Source organism: Streptomyces sp. NPDC002004 (assembly GCF_053593975.1).
This window is the reverse complement of sequence record NZ_JBSFDP010000003.1, coordinates 394,743-419,155: the sequence shown is the minus strand read 5'-3', so window position 1 is coordinate 419,155 and position 24,413 is coordinate 394,743. Positions and strand designations below refer to the sequence as shown.

At 67.2% G+C, this 24,413-nt stretch carries 29 protein-coding genes and 2 tRNA genes; 12 read left to right on the top strand and 19 right to left on the bottom strand.

The genetic code is table 11. The features are described from left to right. Window positions 1–34: 34 nt before the first annotated feature. Both ACWCP6_RS07875 and ACWCP6_RS07870 read right to left on the bottom strand, forming a co-directional pair. Window positions 35–1,552, bottom strand: a complete 1,518-nt coding sequence (locus tag ACWCP6_RS07875; RefSeq protein ID WP_450931488.1) for an MFS transporter — start codon at window positions 1,550–1,552, stop codon at window positions 35–37. 329 nt (window positions 1,553–1,881) lie between these two features. After that, window positions 1,882–2,553: a TetR/AcrR family transcriptional regulator gene (locus ACWCP6_RS07870; protein ID WP_450931487.1), complete on the bottom strand. Its 672-nt coding sequence runs from the start codon at window positions 2,551–2,553 to the stop codon at window positions 1,882–1,884. 260 nt (window positions 2,554–2,813) lie between these two features. Here ACWCP6_RS07870 and ACWCP6_RS07865 point away from each other — a divergent pair, with 260 nt between their 5' ends. Together ACWCP6_RS07865 and ACWCP6_RS07860 are read left to right on the top strand one after the other, a co-directional pair. After that, window positions 2,814–4,139, top strand: coding sequence for a M6 family metalloprotease domain-containing protein (locus tag ACWCP6_RS07865; protein ID WP_450931486.1), 1,326 nt, complete (start codon window positions 2,814–2,816; stop codon window positions 4,137–4,139). Window positions 4,140–4,200: 61 nt separating this feature from the next. After that, window positions 4,201–4,276 (top strand) — tRNA-Arg (locus ACWCP6_RS07860). Between the two features lie 68 nt (window positions 4,277–4,344). Here the strand turns inward: ACWCP6_RS07860 and ACWCP6_RS07855 are convergent. The 12 genes from ACWCP6_RS07855 to ACWCP6_RS07800 form a co-directional block, all read right to left on the bottom strand. Beyond that, window positions 4,345–5,496: a tyrosine-type recombinase/integrase gene (locus ACWCP6_RS07855; RefSeq protein ID WP_450931485.1), complete on the bottom strand. Its 1,152-nt coding sequence runs from the start codon at window positions 5,494–5,496 to the stop codon at window positions 4,345–4,347. Next, entirely contained in the window at window positions 5,496–5,684 is a 189-nt protein-coding gene (locus ACWCP6_RS07850) for a helix-turn-helix domain-containing protein (protein ID WP_450931484.1), read from the bottom strand. Before ACWCP6_RS07850 ends, ACWCP6_RS07855 begins: the two co-directional genes overlap by 1 nt. Continuing rightward, a complete protein-coding gene (gene repSA, locus ACWCP6_RS07845; protein ID WP_450931483.1) occupies window positions 5,681–7,075 on the bottom strand; it encodes a replication initiator protein RepSA in 1,395 nt (464 codons plus the stop codon). The genes ACWCP6_RS07850 and repSA overlap by 4 nt, the downstream gene beginning before the upstream one ends. Beyond that, a complete protein-coding gene (locus tag ACWCP6_RS07840; protein WP_450931482.1) occupies window positions 7,072–7,242 on the bottom strand; it encodes a hypothetical protein in 171 nt (56 codons plus the stop codon). The genes repSA and ACWCP6_RS07840 overlap by 4 nt, the downstream gene beginning before the upstream one ends. Window positions 7,243–7,247: 5 nt before the next feature. Beyond that, window positions 7,248–7,427 (bottom strand): hypothetical protein, encoded by a 180-nt coding sequence (locus tag ACWCP6_RS07835; RefSeq protein ID WP_450931481.1) that lies wholly within the window; start codon window positions 7,425–7,427, stop codon window positions 7,248–7,250. Window positions 7,428–7,521: 94 nt separating this feature from the next. Further along, the gene (locus ACWCP6_RS07830) at window positions 7,522–7,758 is read right to left on the bottom strand and encodes a hypothetical protein (protein ID WP_450931480.1); all 237 of its coding nucleotides are present in this window, start codon (window positions 7,756–7,758) and stop codon (window positions 7,522–7,524) included. 1 nt (window position 7,759) lies between these two features. Beyond that, complete coding sequence (locus tag ACWCP6_RS07825; protein WP_450931479.1) at window positions 7,760–8,068, bottom strand: SpdD-like protein; 309 nt, start codon at window positions 8,066–8,068, stop codon at window positions 7,760–7,762. Between the two features lie 23 nt (window positions 8,069–8,091). Continuing rightward, window positions 8,092–8,247: a hypothetical protein gene (locus ACWCP6_RS07820; RefSeq protein WP_450931478.1), complete on the bottom strand. Its 156-nt coding sequence runs from the start codon at window positions 8,245–8,247 to the stop codon at window positions 8,092–8,094. Between the two features lie 12 nt (window positions 8,248–8,259). Next, window positions 8,260–8,448: a mobile element transfer protein gene (locus ACWCP6_RS07815; RefSeq protein WP_450931477.1), complete on the bottom strand. Its 189-nt coding sequence runs from the start codon at window positions 8,446–8,448 to the stop codon at window positions 8,260–8,262. Between the two features lie 16 nt (window positions 8,449–8,464). Further along, window positions 8,465–9,133: a DUF2637 domain-containing protein gene (locus tag ACWCP6_RS07810; RefSeq protein WP_450931476.1), complete on the bottom strand. Its 669-nt coding sequence runs from the start codon at window positions 9,131–9,133 to the stop codon at window positions 8,465–8,467. An 85-nt stretch (window positions 9,134–9,218) separates the two neighbouring features. Next, window positions 9,219–10,562, bottom strand: coding sequence for an FtsK/SpoIIIE domain-containing protein (locus ACWCP6_RS07805; protein ID WP_450931475.1), 1,344 nt, complete (start codon window positions 10,560–10,562; stop codon window positions 9,219–9,221). Window positions 10,563–10,564: 2 nt separating this feature from the next. Beyond that, complete coding sequence (locus ACWCP6_RS07800; RefSeq protein WP_450931474.1) at window positions 10,565–10,894, bottom strand: SCO3933 family regulatory protein; 330 nt, start codon at window positions 10,892–10,894, stop codon at window positions 10,565–10,567. Between the two features lie 160 nt (window positions 10,895–11,054). Here ACWCP6_RS07800 and ACWCP6_RS07795 point away from each other — a divergent pair, with 160 nt between their 5' ends. Then, window positions 11,055–11,849, top strand: coding sequence for a GntR family transcriptional regulator (locus tag ACWCP6_RS07795; RefSeq protein WP_450931473.1), 795 nt, complete (start codon window positions 11,055–11,057; stop codon window positions 11,847–11,849). After that, window positions 11,846–12,529: a YdcF family protein gene (locus ACWCP6_RS07790; RefSeq protein WP_450931472.1), complete on the top strand. Its 684-nt coding sequence runs from the start codon at window positions 11,846–11,848 to the stop codon at window positions 12,527–12,529. The genes ACWCP6_RS07795 and ACWCP6_RS07790 overlap by 4 nt, the downstream gene beginning before the upstream one ends. Here ACWCP6_RS07790 and ACWCP6_RS07785 read toward each other — a convergent pair. From ACWCP6_RS07785 to ACWCP6_RS07775, 3 genes are all read right to left on the bottom strand, one after another. Beyond that, window positions 12,502–13,416, bottom strand: coding sequence for a nuclease-related domain-containing protein (locus ACWCP6_RS07785; RefSeq protein ID WP_450931471.1), 915 nt, complete (start codon window positions 13,414–13,416; stop codon window positions 12,502–12,504). The two genes, ACWCP6_RS07790 and ACWCP6_RS07785, sit on opposite strands and share 28 nt — an antisense overlap. 579 nt (window positions 13,417–13,995) lie before the next feature. Beyond that, window positions 13,996–14,460, bottom strand: a complete 465-nt coding sequence (locus ACWCP6_RS07780; protein ID WP_450931470.1) for a hypothetical protein — start codon at window positions 14,458–14,460, stop codon at window positions 13,996–13,998. A 270-nt stretch (window positions 14,461–14,730) separates the two neighbouring features. After that, window positions 14,731–16,215, bottom strand: coding sequence for an AAA family ATPase (locus tag ACWCP6_RS07775; RefSeq protein ID WP_450931469.1), 1,485 nt, complete (start codon window positions 16,213–16,215; stop codon window positions 14,731–14,733). A 396-nt stretch (window positions 16,216–16,611) separates the two neighbouring features. Here ACWCP6_RS07775 and ACWCP6_RS07770 point away from each other — a divergent pair, with 396 nt between their 5' ends. After that, window positions 16,612–16,815, top strand: a complete 204-nt coding sequence (locus tag ACWCP6_RS07770; RefSeq protein ID WP_450931468.1) for a DUF7660 family protein — start codon at window positions 16,612–16,614, stop codon at window positions 16,813–16,815. A gap of 836 nt (window positions 16,816–17,651) precedes the next feature. Here ACWCP6_RS07770 and ACWCP6_RS07765 read toward each other — a convergent pair. Continuing rightward, complete coding sequence (locus tag ACWCP6_RS07765; protein ID WP_450931467.1) at window positions 17,652–18,668, bottom strand: site-specific integrase; 1,017 nt, start codon at window positions 18,666–18,668, stop codon at window positions 17,652–17,654. Next, window positions 18,653–19,210 (bottom strand): N-terminal phage integrase SAM-like domain-containing protein, encoded by a 558-nt coding sequence (locus tag ACWCP6_RS07760; protein ID WP_450931466.1) that lies wholly within the window; start codon window positions 19,208–19,210, stop codon window positions 18,653–18,655. The genes ACWCP6_RS07765 and ACWCP6_RS07760 overlap by 16 nt, the downstream gene beginning before the upstream one ends. A 456-nt stretch (window positions 19,211–19,666) precedes the next feature. On the opposite strand from ACWCP6_RS07760, the gene ACWCP6_RS07755 reads away from it, so the two are divergent. From ACWCP6_RS07755 to ACWCP6_RS07725, 7 genes are all read left to right on the top strand, one after another. After that, window positions 19,667–19,867 (top strand): helix-turn-helix transcriptional regulator, encoded by a 201-nt coding sequence (locus ACWCP6_RS07755; RefSeq protein ID WP_316749129.1) that lies wholly within the window; start codon window positions 19,667–19,669, stop codon window positions 19,865–19,867. 401 nt (window positions 19,868–20,268) lie between these two features. Next, window positions 20,269–21,165, top strand: coding sequence for a recombinase family protein (locus ACWCP6_RS07750; protein ID WP_450931465.1), 897 nt, complete (start codon window positions 20,269–20,271; stop codon window positions 21,163–21,165). Window positions 21,166–21,381: 216 nt separating this feature from the next. Further along, window positions 21,382–21,567 carry a hypothetical protein gene (locus ACWCP6_RS07745; protein WP_316749133.1) on the top strand — a complete coding sequence of 62 codons (186 nt, stop codon included), beginning with the start codon at window positions 21,382–21,384 and terminating at the stop codon, window positions 21,565–21,567. A gap of 211 nt (window positions 21,568–21,778) precedes the next feature. Continuing rightward, the gene (locus ACWCP6_RS07740) at window positions 21,779–22,813 is read left to right on the top strand and encodes a ParB/RepB/Spo0J family partition protein (protein ID WP_450931464.1); all 1,035 of its coding nucleotides are present in this window, start codon (window positions 21,779–21,781) and stop codon (window positions 22,811–22,813) included. A 498-nt stretch (window positions 22,814–23,311) separates the two neighbouring features. After that, window positions 23,312–23,917, top strand: a complete 606-nt coding sequence (locus tag ACWCP6_RS07735; protein ID WP_450931463.1) for a hypothetical protein — start codon at window positions 23,312–23,314, stop codon at window positions 23,915–23,917. Beyond that, on the top strand, window positions 23,914–24,114 hold the full coding sequence (locus ACWCP6_RS07730; RefSeq protein ID WP_450931462.1) for a hypothetical protein: 201 nt from the start codon (window positions 23,914–23,916) through the stop codon (window positions 24,112–24,114). The genes ACWCP6_RS07735 and ACWCP6_RS07730 overlap by 4 nt, the downstream gene beginning before the upstream one ends. A 128-nt stretch (window positions 24,115–24,242) precedes the next feature. Next, window positions 24,243–24,314: transfer RNA gene (locus tag ACWCP6_RS07725), tRNA-Gly, on the top strand. The last annotated feature ends 99 nt before the right edge of the window (window positions 24,315–24,413 follow it).

Sequence of the window (24,413 nt, the reverse complement as noted above, 5' to 3'; positions counted from 1 at the left end):
CGGTCCGTGCGCGCGGGCCCTGTCGCCGGTGGGCTCAGTGCGCGACCACCGGGACGTTCACGGCGTCCTCCACGCCCTCGTCCGCTCCGGAGGCGACCGGGCGGGAATCCGGGCGGCCCGTGTTGATCAGGGTCATGGCGATGGTTGCGGAGACGACCAGGATGCCGACGGCGAACCAGATCGCGTTCGTGTAGCCGTGCACCATGCCCTCGAGCTTGACCAGCTGCGCGGCGGGCTTGCTCGTCGCCGTGGCGATGTGGTCCTTGATGTACGCGGTCGTGGCGGACGCGGCGATGGTGTTCAGCAGCGCCGTGCCGATCGCGCCACCCACCTGCTGCGAGGTGTTGACCATCGCGGAGGCGACACCGGCGTCCCGCGGCTCCACGCCGTACGTGGCCAGCGACATCGCCGGCATGAACGCCGTACCCATGCCGAGGCCGAGCAACAGCTGCGCCGGAAGCAGCAGACCCGCGTACGACGACCCGATCTCCAGCTGGGTGAGCAGCAGCATGCCGGACGCGGCGACCAGGAAGCCCGGGCCCATCAGCAGCCGCGGCGGGACCCGCGTCATCAGACGGGCGCCGATCTGCGTGGAACCGGTGATCATGCCCGCGATCATCGGCAGGAAGGCGAAGCCGGTCTTGACCGGCGAAAAACCCTTCACGATCTGCAGGTAGTACGTCAGGAAGAGGAAGAGCCCGAACATCGCGATCACGGCGAGGCCGAGCGACAGGTACACGCCGCCGCGGTTGCGGTCGGTCACGACGCGCAGCGGCAGCAGCGGCGCCTTGACCCGGGACTCGACGACCGCGAACGCGGCGAGCAGCACGGCCGCGGCGATGAACAGGCCCACCGTCGTGACGTCGCTCCAGCCGTCGGACTCGGCGCGGGTGAAGCCGTAGACCAGCGAGACCAGACCGAGGGTCGACAGGACGACACCGGGGATGTCGAGGGGCGAACGGTTGCGGGCGCCCTCCGGCTCACGGATGACGAAGTACGCGCCGGCCGCCGCGACGACGGCGAAGGGGATGTTGACGAAGAACGTCCAGCGCCAGTCCAGGTACTCGGTGAGGAATCCGCCGAGGATCAGACCGACCGCGCCACCGCCACCGGCGATCGCACCGTAGATGCCGAAGGCCTTGGCACGCTCCTTGGCCTCGGTGAACATCACCGCGAGCAGGGAGAGCGCGGCCGGCGCGAGCAGCGCGCCGAACACGCCCTGGAGTGCGCGGGCGCCGAGCAGCATGCCCGCGCTCTGTGCGGCACCGCCGAGCGCGGAGGCCGCTGCGAATCCGATGAGGCCCGTGACGAAGGCGCGCTTGCGGCCCCAGAGGTCCGCGATGCGGCCACCGAAGAGGAGCAGTCCGCCGAAGGCGAGTGCGTAGGCCGTGATGACCCACTGCTTGTTGCCCTCCGAGATCCCCAGGTCGTGCTGGGCGGAGGGCAGGGCGATGTTCACGATGGTCGCGTCGAGCACGACCATCAGCTGGGCGAGGGCTATGAAGACGAGCGCTTTCCAGCGCCGGGGGTCGGGAAGGGCCGTTTCAGGCATGGCGGTACTCACCTATGGGCTTCGGTAAGGGCAAAGGGAATGGACTGCTGGGGTTCTGGGCTCCGGACCTCCGGAGAGGTCCCTGACTGAGACCGGCCGGACCGGCGGAACTCATCGGCGCGCGGAATCGGCGCCCATGGTCATCGGCGTACGGGGCCGTCGCCCGCGCGAACCGGTCGCGCGGCGACGCTCCCGCCGTACGGAGGCGTCACGGGGCGACCTGCTCGCCGTGCGAACGCCTCCCGGGACGGACCCGCTCGCCGCACGAGCGTGCCGCCGTGCAGTGCGTCGCGGTACGCATCCGTCGCCGTACTCGGAAACAGCTGGTGTCAGGACGGACGGGACTGGCTTCGGAGGTCCTCCAAGGTGGCCGCGTGCCCGGGGAGCTCCGAGCGGGCGGGTGTCATCAGGCCGTCCAGGAACAGCTGGAGATGGCGGTGGACGAATTGGTCGATGCCCAGGCACGCGATGCCGGGCAGCGGCCTGGTGAGCTGGGAGAGGGCGACCATCAGATCCCCGACGGCGATGTCGGTGCGCAGCTGCCCGGCCGCGCGGGCTCGCTCCATCAGCCCCTCGACCGCTTCTTCGAGGTGGTTGCGGGAGGCGAGCAGATCCGGGTGGTCCTGGTCGAAGTCGGACGACAGCATCGGGCACAGGGCCCCGATGCGTTCGTCCGCCGCGGCGTGCACGAAGCGACGCAGGGCCCCGAAGGCGTCGCCGCCCTCGGCGTCGGCGTCGGCGGTCGCGCGCTCGGCGTGCTCGGTGACGTGGTCGGTGACGGTGCAGATGACCTGGCGGAGCAGGGCCTGCCGGTCGGGGAAGTGCCGGTACACCGTGGCATTGCCCACGCCGGCGCGGCGAGCGACCTCGTCGAGCGGCACATCGGCGCCGGACTCGACGAACATCTCGCGCGCGGCGGCGACGATCCGCTCCCGGTTGCGCAGGGCGTCGGCCCGCGGGCGGGGCGTACGGCGCTGCGTCTCGGGGGCTGCGGTGACCACGGGGGCACACTCCTGACTGCCGTCTTGGGATTGCGATCCGGGGACAGACTCCCCGGTTCGACGAACATACATCCAAACGGGGAACGACTCCCCGGTTATTTCCTGGACGCCCCTTCTTCACTGTGATGTAGCTCACACTCGCCTGCGCCGGAATTCCCCCGCCCGGTCGCACCCAGCGAGCGCCCCCGCACCCGGCCACGGAGGGTGATCCACAGGGGGCAGCCAGAGCGGCCGGCTGCCGTGGAGCGAAAGGTCCATGCATGCAGCCGACACGCCGTCGCATACATGGCCAGCGCCGTCGCATACGGGGCCGGCGCCACCGCATACGCGGCCCGCGCCGCGTGCCCGTACTGGCCGCCATAACCGCGCTCACCTTCGCGGTCACCATGTCGGCGAGCACGGGACGGCCGGCCCACGGCGCGGCGACCGCCGCTGGGCCCGCCTCCGTGGCGCGGGAACCGGCACTCGGCCCCTGCATGATCAGCGGGGCGCTGGGGGTGCAGATGTCGGAGGGCGTACCGACGACACCGGGCTACGCCCACTCCACGGGCACGGTGCACGCCCTCAACCTCATGATCGACTTTTCGGACGCGCCGGGCGAAGGCAGCGCCACGGACCGGGTGATGGAGTTCTTCCCGCAGACCCGGAAGTGGTTCCACACGGCGTCGTACGGGCGCCTCGACTACCAGCCCGAGACCCCCATCACGCACTGGCTGCGGATGCCGAAGGCGTTCAAGGACTACGGGATAGAGCGCGGGGCGCCGTTCGAGCCGGGCTACCGGCGCCTCGTCCAGGACATCGTCGCCGCGGCCGACCCGGCGGTGGACTTCAGGGACTACGACCTGGTGAACGTCCTGGTGACGCCGAACGCGGGCCCGTCCGCCCTGGACACCGTGCTGTCGGTGACGTTCGCCGGCAACAACGAGGCCCCGGTCGCGGACGGCGTCCCCATATCCAACGCGTCCTTCGTCTACAGCCGCCAGGACGACGGCTCCGGCTCCTATGCGGAGACCGGCTACCGGGTACTCCCCCACGAGAACGGCCACACCTTCGGACTGCCCGACCTCTACACCCAGGACGGCGGGGACACCGTCGGGCACTGGGACATCATGAGCGAGGACTGGGGGGCCAACAACGACCTGCTGGGCTGGCACAAGTGGAAGCTGGGCTGGCTGGACGACGACCAGGTCGGCTGCGTGTCGAAGCACGCCGCCACGAGCAACTTCACCCTGACCCCACTGGCCCGCAAGGGCGGCCCCAAACTCGTCTTCATACCCGTCGACGCGCAGTCGGGCTTCGCGGTCGAGGTCCGCACGAACGAGGGCAACGACCAGGCAGTGTGCAAGCCGGGGGTCCTCGTCTACCGGGTCGACGCCGACATCGACACCGGCCGGGGGCCGATCACCGTCTCCGACTCCACGCCGGCGAGCGGCGGCTGCACCCGCAGCCCCAACGTCCACGCGGAACTCTCCGACGCCACCTACGACCCCGGCGAGACCTTCACCGACCGGGCCAGCGGCATCAAGATCGAGGTGACCGAAGCCGATCCTTCGGGCGATTACCACATCACGATCACCCGTCCCTGACCATCCGGTCCCGGGACCCCGCTACACTGACGACCACCAGGCCCTCCGGGCCTGAAGCCTTGCCTTCGTAGCTCAGGGGATAGAGCACCGCTCTCCTAAAGCGGGTGTCGCAGGTTCGAATCCTGCCGGGGGCACCAGCCAAAAGGCCCCGGACCGATCACGGTCCGGGGCCTTTGACATCTACTTATGACATCAACGCGGGTGGTCACTGACGACCGCGACGCCTCCGCAGCAGCCGGTCCATGTGGCTCATGGCCTCCCGCTGGGTGTCCTGGACGACGTGCGTGTAGACGTCCATGGTGATGCTGATCTGGGAGTGCCCGAGGATCTCCATCACGACGCGGGGCGCGACTCCGGCCGCCGTGAGGAGGGTCGCTGTGCCGTGGCGGGCGTCGTGCAGCCGGATGACGCGGAGGCCGGCGGACTGGGCGATGCGGGTGAAGGAGCGGTACAGGTTGCGCGGCTCGACCGGGCGGCCGGTGCGGGTGGTGAAGACGTAGGCCGACTCCTGCCACTTCTCCCCCGCCTTGGCGCGGGCAGCTGCCTGTCGCATGCGGTGCCACCGGAGAGGCGCGATGCAGAGGGCGGGGAGCGGGACGGCACGGCGACGGCGGCTCTTGGGGTCGTCGTCGTAGAGGACGCCGCGCCGACGCTGCGTCTGCTGGCGGACGTAAAGAACGCGGTTGTCGAGGTCCAGGTCGGACCAGCGGAGACCGACGATCTCTCCCCGGCGGAGCCCCATGGCGATGGCGAGGACGAAGGCCGCGTAGAGCGGGTCCTTGCGGGAGGCTGCGAGGAAGTCGAGCGTCTCGTCGAGGGTCCAGGGATTCAGCTCGCGGCTGTCGGTACGGGGCGGCTCGACGAGCTTGGCGACGTTGCGCGTGATCAGCTCCTCGCGGCAGGCGGAGGAGAGCGCTGACCGCAGAACTCGGTGCGATTCCTTGGCGGTTGCCGCCGTGGTCTCTTTCTCCAGGCGGACGAGGAAGCGACGGACGTCTGCAACGCCGAGGGATTCGAGCCGCTTGGCGCCGAGCAGGGGCACCAGGTAGATCCGCACGTGCGCCTCGTACTTGTCGTACGTGCTCAGCTTCCGCCGAGGCTTGATCACGTTGTCCAGCCAATACGGCAGCCACTCGGAGAGCTTGGCCGACCGCGTCGGCACGGGCACGCCTTGGTCCACCTTGTCGAGGAGTTCCCGACGCTTGGCATCGCACGCCTGCCAGGTCTTGCCGTAGGCGAACTTACGGGCGCGAGTCCCGTCCGGCTGGAGCACGTAAACCGCGCACTGATAGCGGCCGTCCTTGCGCTTGGTGATGGTGCCTGCCCCGTTCGGGTTGCGCTTGCGCTGACCGGCCATCAGGCAGCCTCCTCGATCCGGCCGAGGATGAAGTCCCGGACGGCGTCGGCAGGGATACGCCGAGCCCCGTCAATCTTGATCGAGACCAGGCGATGCGAACGGATCAGGTCGTAGACCTTGGAGCGCCCGAGCTTGAGCCGCGCCATGACTTCCTTCACGGTCAGCAGCTCGGCGGTGATTGTGGTCATGCTGCGGCTCCTTCCAGGTCGAGTTGTGCGGGCAGCTCATGCCGTGCGATTTCGCGGCTCTGCTGGATGTCGCGGCGGATGTTGGCGGCGAGCCAGGACTCGCCGGGGGTGTGGCCGTGTCCGGCGTAGGTCCAGTGGGCGAGGGTGAGCGTGCTCGTCTCCGGGGAGTCGTCGGGGTCGGGCAGGCCGAGCGCGGCGCGCTGTTGAGTGGCGCGGTAGTCGGCGCGGACCTGGCGTAAGGCGCCGAGGGTGGTGGAGTAGCGGCGGGATTTGGTGGAGAAGTGGCCGCGGAAGCCGAGCATGTGGGCCCAGTCGCGGAGCTTGCGGTCCGGGTAGAGCGCGTGGAGGTCTAGGCAGGCCTCGATGAGCCGACGGGGGTGGTCAGGGACGCCGAGCAGGACCAGGGCCTCTTTGTTGCCGATCCGGCGGTCGACGGTGCCGGTCGTTTCCGCGGCTTTCGTGGCGTACTTGGCGACGTAGGAGGCAACAGCCTGCTCGGTGATCTCTTCGCCGTTGCCGAAGGCACCGATGGGCTGAACGTCGAGCTGGGTGCCCCAGCGCAAGGTGCGGGCGGGCTGGTCCCCGGCGGGAGGGACGTCGACCTGGACGCGGGCGGCGGCTGCGTGAATGGCGTCGGTGAGCAGGCCGAGGGTGGCCCAGGCCGGGGGCGGCGAGTCGGGTCCTTCGGGGCCGTCGAAGCGGATCACGGCGTGGAAGTGGACCGCGCCGCGCTTTTGGTACTCGGCGACCTTGCCGAAGGAGACCCGGGACTGTTCCCGGGCGGCCTGCTGGGTGAGGCCCGCGCGGCGGGCGATCTCGCGGCGCAGGTAGATCGTGAAGTAGCGCCACAGCTCGGAGGCGTGGTTGTTCCACAGCACCGCGCCCGCGTAGTCGTAGGTGTCCGGGTCGAGCGGGGTGCCCAGTTCTGGCGCGTCCTCTGCGTGGCGGGTGCCGCAGGCGCAGGGCCGGTTGCCGGGGCGGTTGTGGACGGGGCCGAACGAGGGGGCGGTGAGGGTGGCGAAGACGCGGGGGTGGTCGCGGATGGTGTGCGGGGTGCCCTTGTCCGGGTCTCCGGTCAGGCCTGCGCGGATCAGGTGGTAGGTGTCGCCTGCGTAGGTCCAGGCGCAGGAGGGGCAGCGGGAGGCGCGGCGGTTGCCGCAGGCGACACGGAGGCGGCCGCCGGGTTCGGTGTCGGTGGAATACGAGAACAGCACCTGCCCGGAGGCGGCGTCCCGGGTGACGGTCGTGCCCTGGAGGTGGATCGGATCGGAGCATCCCCCAGTGCGGCGGATCTGCTCGCGCAGGCGGTCGAAGCCGGGGGACCCGGCCATCCGGAGGATGTCCCCCAGGGTGGCCGGGTCCAGGCCCGCCGCAGTGGCGGTGTCGGTCACGCCTTGTCCTCCTTGGGCGGGTGGCGGTCGAGCCAGTCCTCGGCGCACACCTTGTGGACGGGCGTGCCCTTGTCGGAGCGGAGCGGGGTGGGCTTGGTGCAGATCACGCACGGCTGGTCGCCGGTGTGGTCGTAGTGCTCAGGCGATCGCCAGTTCAGGAGAGCCACCGCACTCACCTCCCGGCCCGGGCGAGCACGCCGCGGGTGGTGTGGCCGGTGCCGTTGCAGGCCGGGCAGGCGGCGATGACGGTCGTGCGGGAGCCGTCGCGGTGGCGGGTGCCGGTGGTGATGGCGACGTTGGCGAAGCCGTCGCAGTCGCGGCAGACGGGCGTGTTCTGGGCGCGCTGGGGCATGATGAGGCTTCCCTTTCGGGTCCGTTGGATCTGGAAGAGGTGCAGGCGCCCGGGGCGGCGGAAGTTTGGCGACCGAGGCCGCCCCGGGGGCCGTTCAGCGGCGGCGGTTGCGACCGCGCGGGATGGGCGGGATGGAGTCGTAGGACTCCTGGCCGGAGCGGAAGTCGCTCAGGTCGGTGACGTCCTTGTCCGTGCCGATCTCGCGCATGATCCGGTTCATGGCCTTGGTGTCGCGGTGGCGGCGGGCGATCGCGTAGTCCCGGCCGAGTTCGGCCATGCGCTCGTCGCGGGCGGGTTCGGGATTGCTGTTCTTGCGGCTGAAGATGCCCATGTCAGTGGCCTTTCTGGTTGTTGAGGAGGGATCGCAGGACCACGGCGCACACGGCCACGGAGGTGGCGGTGACGGCGATGGCGAGGAGCATGGAGACCAGGACCGCGCCGACGACGAGGACCACCGCGGTCCCTCCGGCGACGAGTCCAGCGACGGTGCCCGGCGTGAGCTGAACCGCAGGCTGAGAAGACGCCGGGACCGCGGGGACGGGCGCCGGACTCGGGGCCTCGGGTGCGGCGGGCTCGACGACCGCCGGTGGTGTGACGAGGCCGGTCGGTGTCGGGTTGATTGGAATCTTCGGGCGGAGCATCGGTGTTCTCCCTTCGGGTTGGGCTACTTGACGGTGGTGTTGATCGCGGGGGCGAACAGGCTGTCGGCGAGGAGGTAGCCGCCGAGGACGAGCACAGCCACGAGCCACCACGGCGGGCGGACGAGCTTGATCCCGAGGAAGCCGACGACGATCAGGGCGAGCCAGAGGGGAACCTGCATGGCGGGGGCCTCCTAGGCCTTGCAGCGGTGCGTGCGGGCAGCGAGTTCGGCAGCGGCACGGTCGCGGTAGTCCGCGGAGAAACCGCAGCCCGGCGCGGTGCACGCGACGGCGTGCTTCTCGATGCCGCGGCCGTCGTAGTACGTGGCGACCTCGACGGGGCCGATGCGGATCACGTTGCGGAAGCGCCGGTAAGCGGTCACGTCGACTCCTTTCTGATCAGGTGAGTTGGAGGTGGGTTGCGATCGCGGTGGCCATCGAGCCGGGAAGCCCGAGGCGGGCGCGCAGGGTGTCGGCGTCGATCGGGGCGCCAGTGCTGGCACGGTGCGTGTCGGCGACCTTGCGGGCGTGATCGAGCAGAGCCGGGGGCACCGCGGGCGCCGGCCCAGTAGCCGCCGGGGTCGTGGCGGGCGGGAGTTCCGGTGCGGGTTCCGGGTCGGGGGCGCGTTCCACGCTCACTTCCGCCACCGGTTCCGGCGCCGAGTCCGCAGCGGTCTCGACCGGAGCCGGTTCGGGGGTGGGCTGGTGGGCGAGGAGGGTGCCGCCGAGGAAGGCGAGTGCGGGCCACCCGGCGACGAGGATGCGCAGCCAGGCCGGTACGTGGTGCAGGTCGAGCAGGCCAGCGGTGGAGACGTTGGCTCCCAGCGAGGCAGCCAAGGCGACCGCGAACCAGGACCAGGCGGCGCGGGCCGCGCGGTCGTTGGCGCGCAAGACGCGCATCCGGTGCCAGGACGCGACCAAGAGCAGGTCGACACTGACGGGGTAGGCCCAGGCCTTCCAGCCGGTCTGCCCGGCAGCTGCGGCAAGGTCGTGAAGGTGCGCGAAGGACAGCGCACCAGCGATCACGGCTTGGACGAGCACGGCATCGGGGCGGACAAGGCGGAACACGTCGATCACCTCCTTCCGGTTTCGGACATGGGTGGGGTAGGGACCCGGCGCGAAGCGGTCGCACCAACCGGGATGGATCGGGGTGCTACTCGGTGACCGGCACCGGAGCAGCCAGCGGCGGTGTCTCGACGGGCGTCGTGTCGGCGGGCACGTGGGGCCGGAACGGGTCGAGTGCGGGGAAGTCCGGGATCAGGTGCGCGTGCTCACGGCACACCGCCGCAGCTTCGGCCGCGGTCGTGCTGGGGGTGCGGATGCGGGACCAGCCGCCGGAGGAGTCCGCCGCCACGGCCACGCCGGGACGGTCGGGCGGGATCGTGGTCACCGCGGGCAGGGCATCCGGGGCGATGTCACCAAGTCCCATTTCGGCGGTCTGCTTGTCGTTGACCCGGTGCACGACACGGCCGGTGAGCTGGGCACGGAGCATGGTGGCGCCCTTGCCGAGTTCGGATCCGAAGCGCTGCCCGCACACCTCCAGGTAGATGCCGACCGCACGAGCCATCTGCGCCAGCCGAATCAACGCGGTCACCAGGCGTTCACGGCGTTCCTCGTCCTTCCTGCTGGAGATCAGGAACAGCTCCGCGACCTCGTCGACCAGGACCACGACCGGCACCGGCCGCACCTTCTCCGGCAACTCCCACAGATCAGAGACGCCGTGTGTGCTGAGCAGGTCGAAGCGGTCTTCCATCTCCCCTACCAGCACATCGAGCAGGGAGACGGACTCGTCCGGGGTAGTGGCCAGCGCGGACAGGCGGGGCGCGTACGCGGTCTGTTCCACACCGCGCTTGCAGTCGATGCCGACCAGCGCAACAGGGAGCTGTGCCAGGCCCTTGATCAGGTTGCGCTGGTACATCGACTTGCCGGACTGGTTGGCGCCGAGGGTCAGCGAGTGCGGCACCTTGCGGTAGTCCCGAACGAACGCCGTCCCGTCATCGCGCAGCGCGACCGGAACCACCATGTCCTTGGGCTGGGCCTTGCGCGGCATCCGCACCCGGCGCAGCACGTCGTAGCCGGTCATCCGCAGTTCCACGAACCCGGGCTTGGTCTCGATGACGCTCACCGCGTGGACGCCCCAGGCGTGACGCAGCCGTTCCGAGGCCGCCGCCACATCGGCTGGTTCCAGGCCAGCGGGCAGGCGCAGGGTCACCCGGAGCCCCGTCGAGGTTCCGCGGACAAGGCGGACCTTCGGCGGCACCGGCTGCACTTCGCGGCGGGCGACGTTGCGGACCATGAACGCCCGCAGGCCGGACGGGTGCACCGTCAGCCCGCACACGTCCATCGTGGACCGGTAGGTCATCGTGAACCGGCCCCAGGCCACCGGCAGCCCGACCAGCGACCAGTACACGCGCGGAGCGCGGACCTTCGCATAGCCGAGACCACCGGCGCCCGCTAAGGCCCCAGTCGCCTCCATCCAGGTCGTCAGGTCCGTCATGGTCAGACCGCCGATGTGATCGCGACTGCGCGGAACGAGATGCCGTGGCGCTTCTGGCCGTTGAACTCGTTCTCCCAGTCCCTGGCCTTCAGGCTGACCACCTTCACCGGCATACCCGGCGTCAGACCCTCCGGGATGCCCGTCTCGGGCACGGCCACCTGGTAGAGGTTCCCCTCCCCCTCGTCCGAGACCAGCAGGCCCACGGTCGACATGCCCGCACCGGTCTCCCGGTCCACAGCCCGCTCACCGGTCTTCTTGTTCACCAGCTTCGGCTCAGGCGCAGTCGCCACGAACACCACAGCGGTCGAAAGATCGATCTTGAAGGACGGCATCAGCACTCCCTGCGTTGACGTCGGGCAGCCCAAAGAAGGGCCCCTCACCGCCCGCTGTCCTAGGATTGCGGGCGACAACAGAGATAGTGCACGGCAGTCCTAGGACTGCCAACAGTCCTAGGACTATGTTTCACTAGGCCCTGGTCGAGAGGGGTTCGTGATGGCGCCCAAGTGGCGAGAGCTGGCAGACAAGCTGGCTGAGCAGATCAAGCGGGGTGACTACGCGCCGGGCCAGCAGCTGCCGCACATCAGAGAGCTGGTTGAGGTGGGCGAGGGCTCCAAGGCCACCGTCCACGCCGCTTATAAGGCACTGGAAGCGGAAGGCCTGGTCACTTCATCCCGAGGCCACGGCACTGTCGTGCGACAGCAGGTCCCGCTCAAGCGACTTGGCATCGCCCGGTACGACAAGGCGAAGTGGCGGGACGGGGACGAAGTGGCGTTCATCGCGGACCGCGTGGCTTCCGGGCGGGCGTACCGACGCAACGAGCAGACCCAGACAGTCAGCCTTGTCGAAGCACCCCCCGCGGTAGCAGCCGCACACGGTCTACCGGTGGGTGCCGAGGTCTACGCTCGCGCACGGTTGGTGAAGGAGGGCGACCAGCCGACCCACTCGCTGACCAGCTACTACCGGCCCGAGCACGTGGAAGGAACGCGTTTGGTGGACTCGACGCCGGGCCCGGCCGGCCGAGGCGGCGGATTTCGCGTGCTGTACGACGCGGGTTACGAGATCGATCACATGAAGGAAGAGCTCTTTGCTCGTACCCCCACCGCGGACGAGGTGAAGCTCCTGCAACTGCCACCCGGCGAACCGGTCGTGGAGCTGCATCGGACGACCTATACGGCTTCCGGCACGGTGGTCGAATTCGCCATTGGGGTGCATGCGGCTTCACGCTTCGCCTGGGAGTACGACTTCAAGGTGCCCGACTCGGCGAAGGACAGGGAAGGTCAGCAGTGATCTCGAGGCAAGACTGGGCGGACACACGGCGTCTGTGGGATTACCACCAGATGGGCCACGCACCCCGGCCGTGCTCGGTCGCCGTCGGACTCGGCAGCCACGACCTGGGTGTTGCCGATGCCGCAGTCGACCTGTACAAGCGCGGCATGGCTCCACTGCTCGTGTTCACCGGATCCACCAGCCCCACGACGCGGGAACGCATGCCCCGAGGTGAAGCCGTCCACTATCGAGAACGGGCACTCGAACTTGGCATCCCCAGTTCTGCCGTGCTCGTGGAGCCGCGTGCTCGGAATACGGGTGAGAACATCCGCTTCTCCCGAGAGCTGTTGGAAGAGGCCGACGTCGACGTGTCCTCTGTCCTACTGATCAGCAAGCCGTACGAGGAGAGGCGGGCCTACGCCACCGCGCGCAAGCTGTGGCCCGAAGTTGAGATCGTCAGCGCGTCCAGCCCGATGACGCTGGACGAGTACGTCGACTCCATCGGTGACGCCCGTTTGGTGATCGACATGCTCGTGGGGGCGCTACAGCGACTGCTGATCTACCCGGAGCAGGGCTTCATGATCAGCCAGCAAGTACCGGGCGATGTGATCGAGGCGTACGAACGGCTGTGCCGACAGGGCTTCACGAGTCGTCTTCTGTCGGATGAGCATGGTCAAGCTTTGAGCCAGACACGGCGATGACGGGCCACGGCGTACACCCGTTCCACCTGTTCAGGGGTGAGCTTGCCGGTGAGGGGACCGAGGGCCGCCACTTCTCGTTCTTGATAGATCCGTACGGTGAACTGCGTGGCGGCGCGGCGTAGGGAAGCGACACCGACGAAGACCAGAACCGGGTCCACAGCAACGGTGAAGTCGCAGTACCGCCCCAGCACCCCTCGTATGTAGTCGGCTTCCGCCTTGCTCGCAGCGGCATAGGGCTGTGGCTGTCCACCATTGACTCTGGCCATGGTGTCGCCGACCCAGACCGAGGCGCCCTGGTGAGTCTTGGTGTTGATGTTGAACACGCCCCCGGGGCCGATCAGTAAGTGATCGATGTCGCCGCCGTTGCTCTTTTCGATGCCGTGAAGAACCCGCCAGCCGAGTGGGGACAGGCGTGCCAGCTCTCGACCGACCCGTCGCTCTCCCTCAAGCCCGGTGTACCAGTTGTCCCATTCCGAGGACTGCCGCAGGACCTTCGCCCGTAACCGTTGGGCTGTGGATGGGCCCCGCTCCGCAATCATCCCGAGGAGGCTGGCGCCGGGGCGGTTCCTCGCCAGGTCCTCACTGGGAGAGAGGGGTGGGAGGGAGGCCGGCTGCTCCGTGCGGCGCCTCGGAGCCGAGTGGTTGGGTTGTCGAACGGGTGGCGCGAGGCGCGATTTAGAGGCGCTGGAGGGTGTGAGGTCAACCGAGATCCCGTCACCGAGGTGCCGCCGGAGCAGGGCTAAGGCCTCGTCCCGATACTTCTGCACCTTGATCGTCACGACGTTCGTCGCTCGATCTGCCCATGCGACAGCGGTTCCGTCAGGGAGATTGACGTAGAGCCGATCCTTGCCGTGCCGCTTCCACGGATTCACCGTGAGATCGCTCATCGGTCGCTCCCCCCAATGCGTGCCGTCCCCACACATATGCCAGCAGCCGACGGCTGGACCGACAAGACCGCGTGGCCAGGGCGAGCTGTTACAGGTTTCTCTACCTCATCAAGGCACCCGGCTGCGCTCCGCTCCGCCGGGCGCGCTTCCCGGCTCCGCTCCGCGCGACGCTCCTGCCTTCGGCCCGCTCCGCCCGCGCTGCGCCGACGCGCGCCCACTGGTGGATAGGGCCGGTGGCCATGAGTCGATCACCACACATCGCGGCCACGGTCAGAACTGAGCCTCCGGCGGGGGATCGGCCGGCACCGGGATAGAGGGGGCGCCGTGCCCGACTGCGGGCCCCTAGTGGCGTGCGCGGGGAGCTCCCATCCCATACGCCATCGACCCAGGCAGAGCCGAGCAGACGCGGCCCCTGGCGTCCAGGTCGTTCGTACAGTGGCGCGCTCCACCTGGACGCCAGGAACCACGCCCGCTCCACGGTGTGTGGGTCGACGGCGTACGGGATGGGAGCTGGGGAGAGTGATGGGCTTAGGCTTCGGCGAAGCCGAACGTCGTAGCGCAGGCGAAAGCCCGAGCAGGTCAATTGTTGTCGGCCGAGATGTCCGAGCGCATGGCACCTCTGGTCTCCAGACGCAGTTCCAGGTACCTGCGTGTCAGTTCCTCGAGCTCATCGCTGTCAAGACGCGCCCCCGCGCTCACGGCATCGCGCATCATTCGCACCGCCTGACTACATTCCTCAGCCGGGCGAACGACGGAGGGCAGCGCGAGAAGCTCCAACTCATGGCGTGATGCGTAGCAGTGAGTGTAGGCCGACCGTGTCAGCCGGTACCGCTCGCCCGCATCAAGGCCGGGCGTGGCGGCAATGTTCCGCAGATCGCTGCCAGCTTGGGCATGAGCCGCGAGAAACCTTGAGTAGAGCTCCCGCCGTGTCCTTTGCCACTCAGACACCGCCTCTCGCCGCGCCCTTCGGTGCTCCACGAGAAGTGCCGATCCCAGAGCAATCACGCCACCAGCAAGTGTTGCAAGTAGTGATATCCAGGCCACTTCGGAACGGTACAAGCGTCACACGCGGGTGCCCAGTGGGCGTGCCCCAGCCGTGCCCGATAGAGCGGTAAGCAACGGGGAACACCGGGCAGTCACGGTAGCCGGAGACGAGAACGGCCCCCGACCGAACTCCCAGGTCAGGGGCCGTTCTCACTGCTCACCACGCGGAGGCGGTGGGATTTGGACCCACGGTGACATCGCTGCCACGACGGTTTTCAAGATCACCTGCGTGTTGACTCTGCATCCCACCTAGACGATGGGCCAGGACCGTCAACCCTGCCCAAGTGCCTCTTGAATTTGCACACAAAGCGATTCGGCTTCACACCGATTCACATCGTCGTCGTGCCATATTTCGAAAGCGGCCCGCAAGCAGTGTTGCTCATCACGCCCCGTTCGAAACGCTAGCAGAGAGATCCACCTATGATGATCCACTCCGAGCAGTTCAGACGTATAGATGTTCATCGAGTGCACGGAGCAGCCGAGATTTTGCGCAAATCGCTGTGGAGACCTGACGGCATACTCGATGAATACTTTTTCTGGAGGGCCTTCACCTGGGAGGAAAAGCACTGAATCTTCTCGTCGCGCAAGGTTCGATCTCTGATCACCGTCAACTACCGCGACACTTCGCAGCCTTCGGGAGGTCTCAAGCGCTCTACGTGTCACGAGAACGTCGCTCCAGGAACCCGCCTCAATAAATTCCGTTTCAGGCAAAGAAGAATACCCGTGCGCCGAGAGAATTAGGCCGAGACTGCTCCTAGCCATCTCATCTTCAACTACCACCACATTCTTGAGCGGGTGAGAAATGCCTAACGTGTCGCGCAGGTCAGAATGTCGCTCCGGCGTGAAGATGACCCTGCCAGAACCCGTTCGAAGGCAGACGCGAACAGCTTTCAAAGGGACCCTCGTAATGAACTCTGGCGAGTGAGTCGCCATGACCACCTGCAACTTCGCAGCTCGCGCAAGGCGTGCCAACTCATCCAAAAACTCAGCACGCCCCCGCGGTGAAACATGGGCTTCCGGCTCGTCGAGCAGCCAGACATAGCGACCACCATTGAGGTGCTTAGCCCTCCAACGAAGCAGATGAACTACAAGCTCCCCATAACTCATGGTGTACGAGTCATGCCACACCCCTCCCCTCCTTCCATACACGAAAGGGAAGTGGTTGACGATCCCGCTCGAAACCGAATCATTTACAGGGCGATAAGCGAGCTCGTCATATTCGAACCCTAAAATCCCCCTCAGCGCTTTCAGGTCTCGCGGTTTCTGCCTTTCCTCGGGCGCGGAAAAACTTTCTTCATCGCTCGGCCGCAGGTCGCGGCCGTCCTGGAAGAATATTTGAATGTCGCTGGCGATCGAGTAGGGGGTTTCCATGTAGGCAACCGCCGCTCCATCCCCACCTAATTCAGCGGAGTCCAGATCGACTTCGCTCACCCGAGTGGTGCCTCGATTCGAAATCGTTGATCTCAACTTTCCACCCAGCCGACCTACGGCTTGACTGTAAGGCGAGATGCCAACAAAGGGCGGCTGGTCAGAGTAAGTCCTGCTCCCTGGCGCCACCCCCTCGGCCACGAGCGAAAGGATCGTACTCTTCCCAGATCCGTGAGTCCCTGAGATCAATGTGAATGGAGCCAGGGTTAAATCCACACCTGCATAAGCCTCCATTCCCAGGAATTCTATACGCCTCACATAGGTGTCCGGCTCGAAGGAATCCATCGATGCCCACAGTTTTTGCGACGCGTAGGACGAACCTTCCATCCCGCTTCCTCCTCGTAAGCTGGCGCGAATCTTCTTGGCAGCGGAGCCTGCGCGGCAGCGCGCCACCCGGAGTCTTCGGATCCTGACCGTCGCCCTGTCACCCATGCGGGGACCGCCGCGGATGACGTAGGCCACTCAGATCATCACCTGCCGAGCCACCAGTCCGGGCTGGTTCAGTGCAAGTCCTCAGGCGTCCTACAGGGCCAGGTGAGCCAGGCATCCCGAGTGAGTGGCGAGTGAGATCGCTCGATCACACCCCACACGGTAGAAACCTGCTGTTCAAAGGCCCCTTCGCCTCACGCACATGCATGCCCTCCGGAGCCGCGTGCCTCATCAGGTAGGTCTCCATCAGCCGTCAATAGGCTCCGGGAGGCCGTGCCATGCAGGTTGCCTTGTATGACAGCTTGCCCTGAACACGTCAACGGACGAGAGGACCTAGCCGCCTTCGTTCGTTCCTTGCATCGCAGCCACGCCGAGAGTGAAAGCGCGTGGGAGAACTCGGATCTCCCCAGCTTCCTGAAGGCCCTGTCAGCATGGATTGACGACGCAGACGGCTGGTACCGCAACACCGGTCGAGAGGTGCCGGCCAGCGGTGACTGACGGTTCTTCGCACGAGCTCTGCGCACGGCGACCAGCTATGAGTAATCTGGGGCGTGTCGAATGCGTGTCGACGTCGGATGAGCAGTCGTGGCCGGACTGGGTCACTGTCCAGGTCAGAGCGCGACAGCAGGGAGACATGCCGAGCGCCTTCTAAGCACCGGGCCGCACAGTGGGGTGACTTGCGGGCGAGTAGATGCGTCGCCGACGCAAGAGAACGCGCAGGATTCGTTCGGCCCGCTGAGCACGCCTTTCGTCAGACGACCGGACGGCAACCACTGCGACGAACGACACCAAGACAGAGCCGACGAGGATCCCAGCCGCGGGAACAACGCAGAGCCAGGTAGACATGGACAGCTCCTCAGGGAGAAGTTGTCCCATTACCTACGGCTCGCCTGTCCGAATCCGGCTTCGTAGCGCTTCGGGATGACCTATACCGGCATACCTGGGCTTGGTTCGGCGCGGTGAGTTCGGACCCGACACGTTACCCGCGATAGCGGTGGTATACCCAGCCCACCCTCCTGCAACACCGAGCGAACCAGAGAGCTTCTGACATCCACGGCTGACATCAACGACGCCGGACGGAGGCGCACACCAGCGTCTCTGCCCGGCTGTCGGCCCAGTGGACGGCAGCAGCCAGATCAGACTCGGATCGAACTCCTAAAGCGGGTGTCGCAGGTTCGAATCCTGCCGGGGGCACACTGCCTGACCAGGCGATATGTATCGAACAGGCCCCTCGGAGTGATCTCCGAGGGGCCTGTTTCGTGCCTGGTGGGGACAAGGTGGGGACACGGCGTGTGTGCCGTATGTGTGCTGCCTCCCGCAGGCCGACGGACCGGCTACGCGGCCGCCTCATCTGCGGCTTCGGGTGCGCCCTCCGCGGGGCCGACCATGGGATGGACTTCCGCTCCCGCCACGTCGCTGGAGCGAGGCGCAGCGGGAGCCGGGGACGCCGTGGGCTCGGCGGCCGGTACGAGCTGAGGGCCTTGCGGCGCGTCGTCCCCGCCCTGCCCACCCTGCTGTGCCGCCTTGCGCGGGACGAGCGCCACGGGCGCGTCTGCGGCCTCCACCTCGAGTTGTGGGAGAACGCTGGTGTAGGTGTCGGCGGTGAGCTTGAACGAGGAGTGCCCGAGAAGGACCTGAATGGCCTTCATGTGGACGCCGGCCGCCAGGGACAGCGTCGCAGCGCAGTGGCGCAGGTCGTGAAGCCGGATCGGCGGCAGGCCCAGCTTCTGGACCAGCCGGTTGAAGACCTGGGAGAGATACTCCGGGTGGTACGGGCGGCCGTCCTCCCAGGTGAAGACGCGACCGGAGTCGACGTACGGCCCGTACTTCTTCGGCTCCTTGCGGTGCTTCCCCTCCCACTCCGCGCGTTCGGCCTGCTGACGTCGCCGCCAGAACTTCAGGAGCTCGTGGGTCTGGCTGTCGAGCCGGACGGTGCGGGCGCCGCTGTCGCTCTTCGGGGTGTCCTCCCAGACGTCGTAGGAGGCAGCGACGAGCTGCTCACTGATGTGGACGGTGCCGGCGGTCATGTCGGTCTCACGCCAGGGCAGGCCACAGGACTCACCGCGCCGGGTACCCCGGAAGACCATGAGGTGGAACATCGGGTAGAGCCGGTGCTCGGCAACGCCGTCAAGGAAGGCGCCGGTCTGCTCGGCCGTCCAGACCATGACCGGTCCCGGCTTCTCCCCTGTCTCGCGCCAGCGCGCGACGCGCTCGTCGGTCCACACGAGCGGCTTGGGCGGGGTGTACTTCGGCAGGACGAGGTGCTGGGCCCAGTTCTCGCTGATGAGCTTCTCGGTGTTCTTGGCGTAGTCGAGCGCGGCGCTGAGCTCGTTCTTCATCTTGAGCTGCACGCCTGGGCCAGCGATGTACCGCGGCTTCCTACGGGCCTCCCGAAGCTTCTCCCTGGCCGTGTTCCAGCGCTGCCGCAGTTCGGGCGGGCGCGGCTTGGCGGTCTGTTTCCAAGCGCGGTGGGCGGCCCGGCGGCATCCGCGTTGTCGGCGTGCTGCTCGTTGTCGCGCCAGATCTGCTCGAACATCTCCTGGATGTGCCGGGTGCGCAGGTCCCGCATCTTGATGTCACCGAGGTGCGGGATGAAGACACGGTGGATGTGGTCGTTGTAGGTCTTCCAGGTGGACCGCTTGAGGTCGACCCGCTTGCTGAACCAGCGGAGTAGGTACTGCTCGACGGTTTCGTCCGAGAGCACGTCGATGCCGTCCTGGGCCTTGTCCCAGATCTCCTGGGCTGCCTCCTCAGCCTTCTTCTTGGTGAGGAATCCTCCTTTGCGTGGGCGACGCCTCTCTCCCCTGGGCCCCGGCGGCAGTTCGACGTAGTAGTACCAGCTGCCGTGGTCCCTCTTGCCGAGATCGGGGCACTCTCCGCCGAGCTCTCTCATCTTCGGTCTGTTCTTGGCGTCGAGGACGGGAGAGCCCGTCCTCGCTTGTGACGGGTTCCTTGCAGCCGCAGCGCCTGTAGACCGAGCCCTTGAACACATCCCCTCCTTCTGTGTGCTGTGACCAGCCACGATGGGCGATCATATGTGGAGACAAATGAGAGGTCTTCCAACTACTAGGTGCCGGATCACTCCTGAGCGCATCCGGTTGTGCCTACTTCCTGACCGAGAGTCTCGTAAATGACCACGCGGTCACCGAGCCTGCAATCAACGCACATGTGTGGCAGCAGACACATACGATCGCGCTCAATGACTCCGAGCCCGATCTTGTTCGGTCCCCCGGAGAGAACTTAGACTCGATCGGGACTTCCTGGGAGGCGCGGGGGCGGAACAGGAGAGTCTGACCATGCGAGATCGAAACGATCCGGCCACCGAGAACACAGCGGTGGTGGTGCGTCCATGACGCGGGACGAGGTCCTGGCCTTGCCCGTGACGGTCGACGTACTGACGGCCGGCAGGGCGTTCGGCTTCAGCCGGAACACCACGTACGAACTGATCAGGTCCGGCGAGTTCCCTGTGCCCGTGCATCCGTACGGCAAAGGCAAGCGCAGGGTGCTGACGTCGGAGCTGTGGGCGGCTCTGGGCGTGCGTCCGGAGTAGCGACGGTCTGCCCCGTCACTGGCTTACGCCCCTGTTGCGGCGGCGAGCTCGCGCCGCCACCGACCCACGCGAGTCGGCGGGTCTGGGCATGACGTGATCCAAGTGCGGTACGGTCTTCTCGACATCGTCGGTGCGCACTGACGCGCCTCCTGAGACCGCTCAACTGCCGTTTCGCCCGCTTAGAGCCCGCCGATTACCTTCCAGCGGGGAAGTCACGCAGTTGCAGGCCAACTTCAAGTTGGCATACTGCGCCCTACAGATCGAAACCCAACACGTAAGCGGTGGGTGGCAGGGTTCACATGTAGGGGTGACAGTGCTGCGCCTTCGCATACCATATGGGTGACACCGGGGGATTTTGGGCTGGAGAGAGCATGAGGGCATACGGCCACGAAACGGACGGCGTGACTGCCGTTCCCGAGGAGGCCGCCCACCTGGCGGCGGCGGCCAAGCGTCTTCTCGAGGGGAAGAAGACGCTCACAGAGACCGCGGACTGGATGACGGAGAACGCCGGACCGACGGTCTCCGGGCGATCATGGTCGCCGACGACACTACGTCGCCGACTACGGAACCCGGCAATCGCCGGCCTCAAGGAGAACGGCGAGGGCGAACTGGTTCCGGGGCCGGCCGAGCAGCTGATCGATCGCACGACGTTCGACGCCCTGCAGGAGCTATTCCAGGAGAACAAGAAGGGCCAGGGCACGAAGCCGAAGCACGTCCACTACCTGTCAGGAGGCATCGCGACATGCACCCTGTGCAGGCAGCCCCTGGTGGCCCGGTCTACAGCGAACGGCGGACGGGGGTACGTCTGCGAGACCGAGGGCTGCGGCAAGGTCCGGATCTCCGCTGAGCCGCTGGACGAGTACATCGGGGAGCGGGTCGTAGCTCGCCTGCAGGGCCCCACGCACCTCAAGCGGCTGGCCGCCGTCCGCGACAGGTACGCCGCCGAGGCTCGCGAGGCGGAGCGGTTCCTGATGGAACTGAGCGGACACAAGAACGAGTTGGCGCACGCCTATGGGGCGAAGGAGATGAACCTCGGCGAGTACAGGACGGCCAAGGCCGCTCTGGAAGGGCGGCGCACCGCGGCGATGGCGGACGTACGTCGTGGCAAGGCGCTTGAGCAACTCCCGGAGCTGACCCCTAAGGGAGTCGAGACCTGGTGGAACGAGACCGCTGGCCGCGAGCAGCGCCGCAACCTCGTTCAGCTCGTCGTGCGCGAGGTGCGCGTTGGGCCGGCCACCGTACGGGGCTCGCGGAAGTTCGACGAGGCCCGCTTCGAGATCTTCTGGCGATGGAAGTGACAACTGGCAAACGGATCACTGAGGTTCGAGGTGTCGGACAGGACACTCTTCGTTCGGACATTTGTTTGCACTGACGAGTAACCCCGAATACGCTGACGATCTCGCTCTCTGTGGAAGACCTCGTCACCGCTCGTGGTGCGTCCTTGCGACGCTCCCGCAGAGGGCGGTCGGGAGCGCAGGGGGGCCGAGACTGCGCCATGGCTCAAGGGGAGGAGCATGAACCGGCGCGACTCGTCGCGGGCGGACAGACGGACCGACGGGGGCGGGGTGAACCCGGCGACGGACGTCGATCCACCGGGCGAGGACGACTGGCTCGATGGGGAGATCCTCAAGGTCTTGATGGGGGCGGACGTTGAGTTCGAGCCCGAGGATTTGGGGTCAACATGTGTCGAGGAAGAGTAGAGCCATCTGAGCAAGTTCATTTAGACAAGAGCCCCGGCCGCCAACGATAGGCGGCCGGGGCTCACTCGGTTCAACCCCCGGCGAACACGGGGCAATCCCGGCAACCCATCACCGAATAACACTTGACGGTCAAGATCGACTGACAATAGTATTTAGTCATCACCTCACAGGAACACATCCTGCGAGACCGAGAGTGCGAGGAGCCAGCGACATGAACGTCACCGAGGCGAACATCCAGGTCACCGCGATCCCGCTCGCGGACATCGAGCCCAACCCGGACCAGCCCCGCAAGTTCTTCGACGAGGCCAAGCTGGAGGAGCTGGCGGCCCAGTTCCGCTCGGTGGGGCAGCTCCAGCCCATCGTGGTCCGCCCGGCCGGCGACAAGTTCCAGATCGTGATGGGTGAGCGCCGCTGGCGGGCGATGCACCTGGTGGAGGGCGCCACCACCATCGAGGCCAAGATCGTCGGCAGCGTGGACGACGAGAAGGCGTTCGTGATGGGCATCTCCGAGAACATCGGCCGCGCGGACATGACGCTGATGGAGGAGGCACAGGCGTACGCCGACCTCGTCGGGTTCGCCTACACGGCAGAAGGCATCGCGGAGATGTTCGGCAAGACCACCGACTACGTGCGGTGGCGGATGGACTTGCTGAACCTCACCACGGACATCGCGGAGCTGGTCTCCGAGGGCAAGATCAAGGCCGACTTCGCCTGGTACCTGTCGAAGCTCACGCCGGCGAACCAGAAGGTTGCGGTCACCCGGTACATGAAGGGCGACTTCAAGACCGAGACGGACGCCTCCACCTTCGCGCAGGCCCTGCGGATGAAGGAGAACCAGGAGGGCTTCTTTTCCGAGAAGGAGCTGTCGGAGAAGGAGAAGAAGGACAAGGCCAAGGAGCGCAAGCAGGCCAAGGGCAAGGTGGACCAGGTCGAGCGGGCCGGCACCCTCCTGGAGGAGCTGGCGAAGCTGACGCCGACGGAGCTGGCGGACCTGTTCGAGGGCGAGGTTGGCAAGCAGCTGGACGCGGTGGACAGGGTCCGGAAGGCGGCGGCCGAGGCGGTGAAGAAGCTGCGGAAGGCGAAGGCGATGTCGGAGGCGAAGCAGCTGACAGTGCGGCCGGAGCTGGCGGTTGAGCCAGAGGAGGTCGAGGGCGAGGAGGAGCCGAGCGAGGCCGAGATCGCCGAGGTCGCGACAGAGGAGCCCTCGGAGGCGGAACTCGAGGCTGCCGCCCGAGCTCCTGTGTGAGCGCGTGCGTTACAGCCGGGACCCGGGGGCGGGTCCCGGCTGTTTCGTGTCGGCGAGCACTCGGGGCGCGTGCGCAGGATGGGGTGGTTGTGGGGCGCAGGTGGGGCAGCAGGCAGGCCACCTCGACGATAAAACAATATTGACGCGCAAGACTGTTTGACGATAGAATGTTATTGCCGAAAGTCGGCACCTAGAGAACCAGCGAGCGCGTCACAGGTGCGCGGAACGATCCCGGCGGCCGGCCAGGGAGGCAGCCCCCCGGCCGGCCGCTGACTTGCAGTGACGCCCCTCATGACGCGCGGAAAGGTGGGCGACATGGAAGTCGTCGTCGAAGAGGGCGGGCGCCTGGACCCGGATCAGGCGGCCGGTCTCCTGGCAAGTGGCGTGGTGACGCCAGGGTGCCGATGGCTGGCAGCCGCGCTGGGCACGGTGATCCCCTGCCGGTCGTGCGGGCGGCACCTACGGGTGGTCCCTGTATTGGGACCCGGGAGTGACACCGTGGCAGTGGACAGTGAGGGTCGCCTCGTGTTCGGCTCCGGCAGCGTCGCGCGGGACGCGCTCGGTGCGCGGCTGTGCGACGCCTGCTTCGAGCTCGCCGGGTGGGAGAACACCCACGGCGACGAGGGCCATAAGGAGAAGCCGGACCCGGACTGCCCGCTGTGCGGTACGGCAGAACCGGCGCGAGGGAGGAACGTGTTCGAGCTGTTCACGCACAGGTACCAGGGCTTCGAGCCGTCGATGGGTGTGCCGGTGCGCATCACCCTGGGCGCGCCGCGGTGGACGCTGCCGTACGCGCTGGAGCACCAGGTGCGGGAGGCGGCGCCGAGTCGCGAGTACTTCGGGTCGGCGCGGCCGGCGTACGAGGCGGCGTATCTGGCCCAACTGGACCGGCACGGCGTGGAGTTCTTCGCGTCACGGTTCCAGGAGATCGCGGTGGCGGCCGGGGATCTGCGGCTGGTGCTGCTGTGCTTTGAGGACCTGTCGAAGCCGGAGCAGTGGTGTCACCGGCGGATGTTCGCCGCTTGGTGGCAGGAGAAGACCGGCGCGAAGGTGAGGGAACTTGGGCCGCTGGGGCCCGCGTACGAGCAGGGGACGCTGCTGTGAGCGATAAGCGCAGGCCCAACTGGGCCGAGATGAGGCCGGAGGACTTCGAGGCCCCGCCCCGGCCGAAGCCGGCACCGCCGGGCCAGATGGAGTTGTTCGAGCCTGGGCCGGCGAAGGCGAAGGCGAAGCCGGGTCGCCCGGAGGAGTGCCCGATGGGGACGCTGAGCCTGCTGGACATGCTGGCACTGGAGCAGTGATGCCGGTCGTCCCGGCCTGACGATCCATGTGGCGGGTGCGGTATCACACCCGCCACGTGTGTTGTGACAGTTCTTCGTCTGGTAGCGTTCGATTGTGGCGGGGTGATCTTCTCGGTTGCCCCCGCCGCGCGCCGGTAGTGCATCTGGTAGCACGCCCCGCCCCCGGTGGGGAGGAGCTCGTTCGAGTCGGGCCCGGCGCTCGAGGACGCGTTCGCACAGGCACGTGGTGCGGAGCCGACCAGCCAAGGAACCATCCCCCTCCAGGCGTCCCCCGCGCCTCCTGGTTCCCAGGCGGTCCG

Bases quoted from the DNA above. Each gene is read 5' to 3' on its own strand.
- ACWCP6_RS07875 (WP_450931488.1), bottom strand. From the start codon at position 1,552: ATGCCTGAAACGGCCCTTCCCGACCCCCGGCGCTGGAAAGCGCTCGTC.
- ACWCP6_RS07865 (WP_450931486.1), top strand. From the start codon at position 2,814: ATGCAGCCGACACGCCGTCGCATACATGGCCAGCGCCGTCGCATACGG.
- ACWCP6_RS07855 (WP_450931485.1), bottom strand. From the start codon at position 5,496: ATGGCCGGTCAGCGCAAGCGCAACCCGAACGGGGCAGGCACCATCACC.
- ACWCP6_RS07850 (WP_450931484.1), bottom strand. From the start codon at position 5,684: ATGACCACAATCACCGCCGAGCTGCTGACCGTGAAGGAAGTCATGGCG.
- ACWCP6_RS07835 (WP_450931481.1), bottom strand. From the start codon at position 7,427: ATGCCCCAGCGCGCCCAGAACACGCCCGTCTGCCGCGACTGCGACGGC.
- ACWCP6_RS07830 (WP_450931480.1), bottom strand. From the start codon at position 7,758: ATGGGCATCTTCAGCCGCAAGAACAGCAATCCCGAACCCGCCCGCGAC.
- ACWCP6_RS07825 (WP_450931479.1), bottom strand. From the start codon at position 8,068: ATGCTCCGCCCGAAGATTCCAATCAACCCGACACCGACCGGCCTCGTC.
- ACWCP6_RS07820 (WP_450931478.1), bottom strand. From the start codon at position 8,247: ATGCAGGTTCCCCTCTGGCTCGCCCTGATCGTCGTCGGCTTCCTCGGG.
- ACWCP6_RS07805 (WP_450931475.1), bottom strand. From the start codon at position 10,562: ATGACGGACCTGACGACCTGGATGGAGGCGACTGGGGCCTTAGCGGGC.
- ACWCP6_RS07800 (WP_450931474.1), bottom strand. From the start codon at position 10,894: ATGCCGTCCTTCAAGATCGATCTTTCGACCGCTGTGGTGTTCGTGGCG.
- ACWCP6_RS07795 (WP_450931473.1), top strand. From the start codon at position 11,055: ATGGCGCCCAAGTGGCGAGAGCTGGCAGACAAGCTGGCTGAGCAGATC.
- ACWCP6_RS07785 (WP_450931471.1), bottom strand. From the start codon at position 13,416: ATGAGCGATCTCACGGTGAATCCGTGGAAGCGGCACGGCAAGGATCGG.
- ACWCP6_RS07775 (WP_450931469.1), bottom strand. From the start codon at position 16,215: ATGGAAGGTTCGTCCTACGCGTCGCAAAAACTGTGGGCATCGATGGAT.
- ACWCP6_RS07770 (WP_450931468.1), top strand. From the start codon at position 16,612: ATGACAGCTTGCCCTGAACACGTCAACGGACGAGAGGACCTAGCCGCC.
- ACWCP6_RS07760 (WP_450931466.1), bottom strand. From the start codon at position 19,210: ATGAGAGAGCTCGGCGGAGAGTGCCCCGATCTCGGCAAGAGGGACCAC.
- ACWCP6_RS07755 (WP_316749129.1), top strand. From the start codon at position 19,667: ATGACGCGGGACGAGGTCCTGGCCTTGCCCGTGACGGTCGACGTACTG.
- ACWCP6_RS07745 (WP_316749133.1), top strand. From the start codon at position 21,382: ATGAACCGGCGCGACTCGTCGCGGGCGGACAGACGGACCGACGGGGGC.
- ACWCP6_RS07740 (WP_450931464.1), top strand. From the start codon at position 21,779: ATGAACGTCACCGAGGCGAACATCCAGGTCACCGCGATCCCGCTCGCG.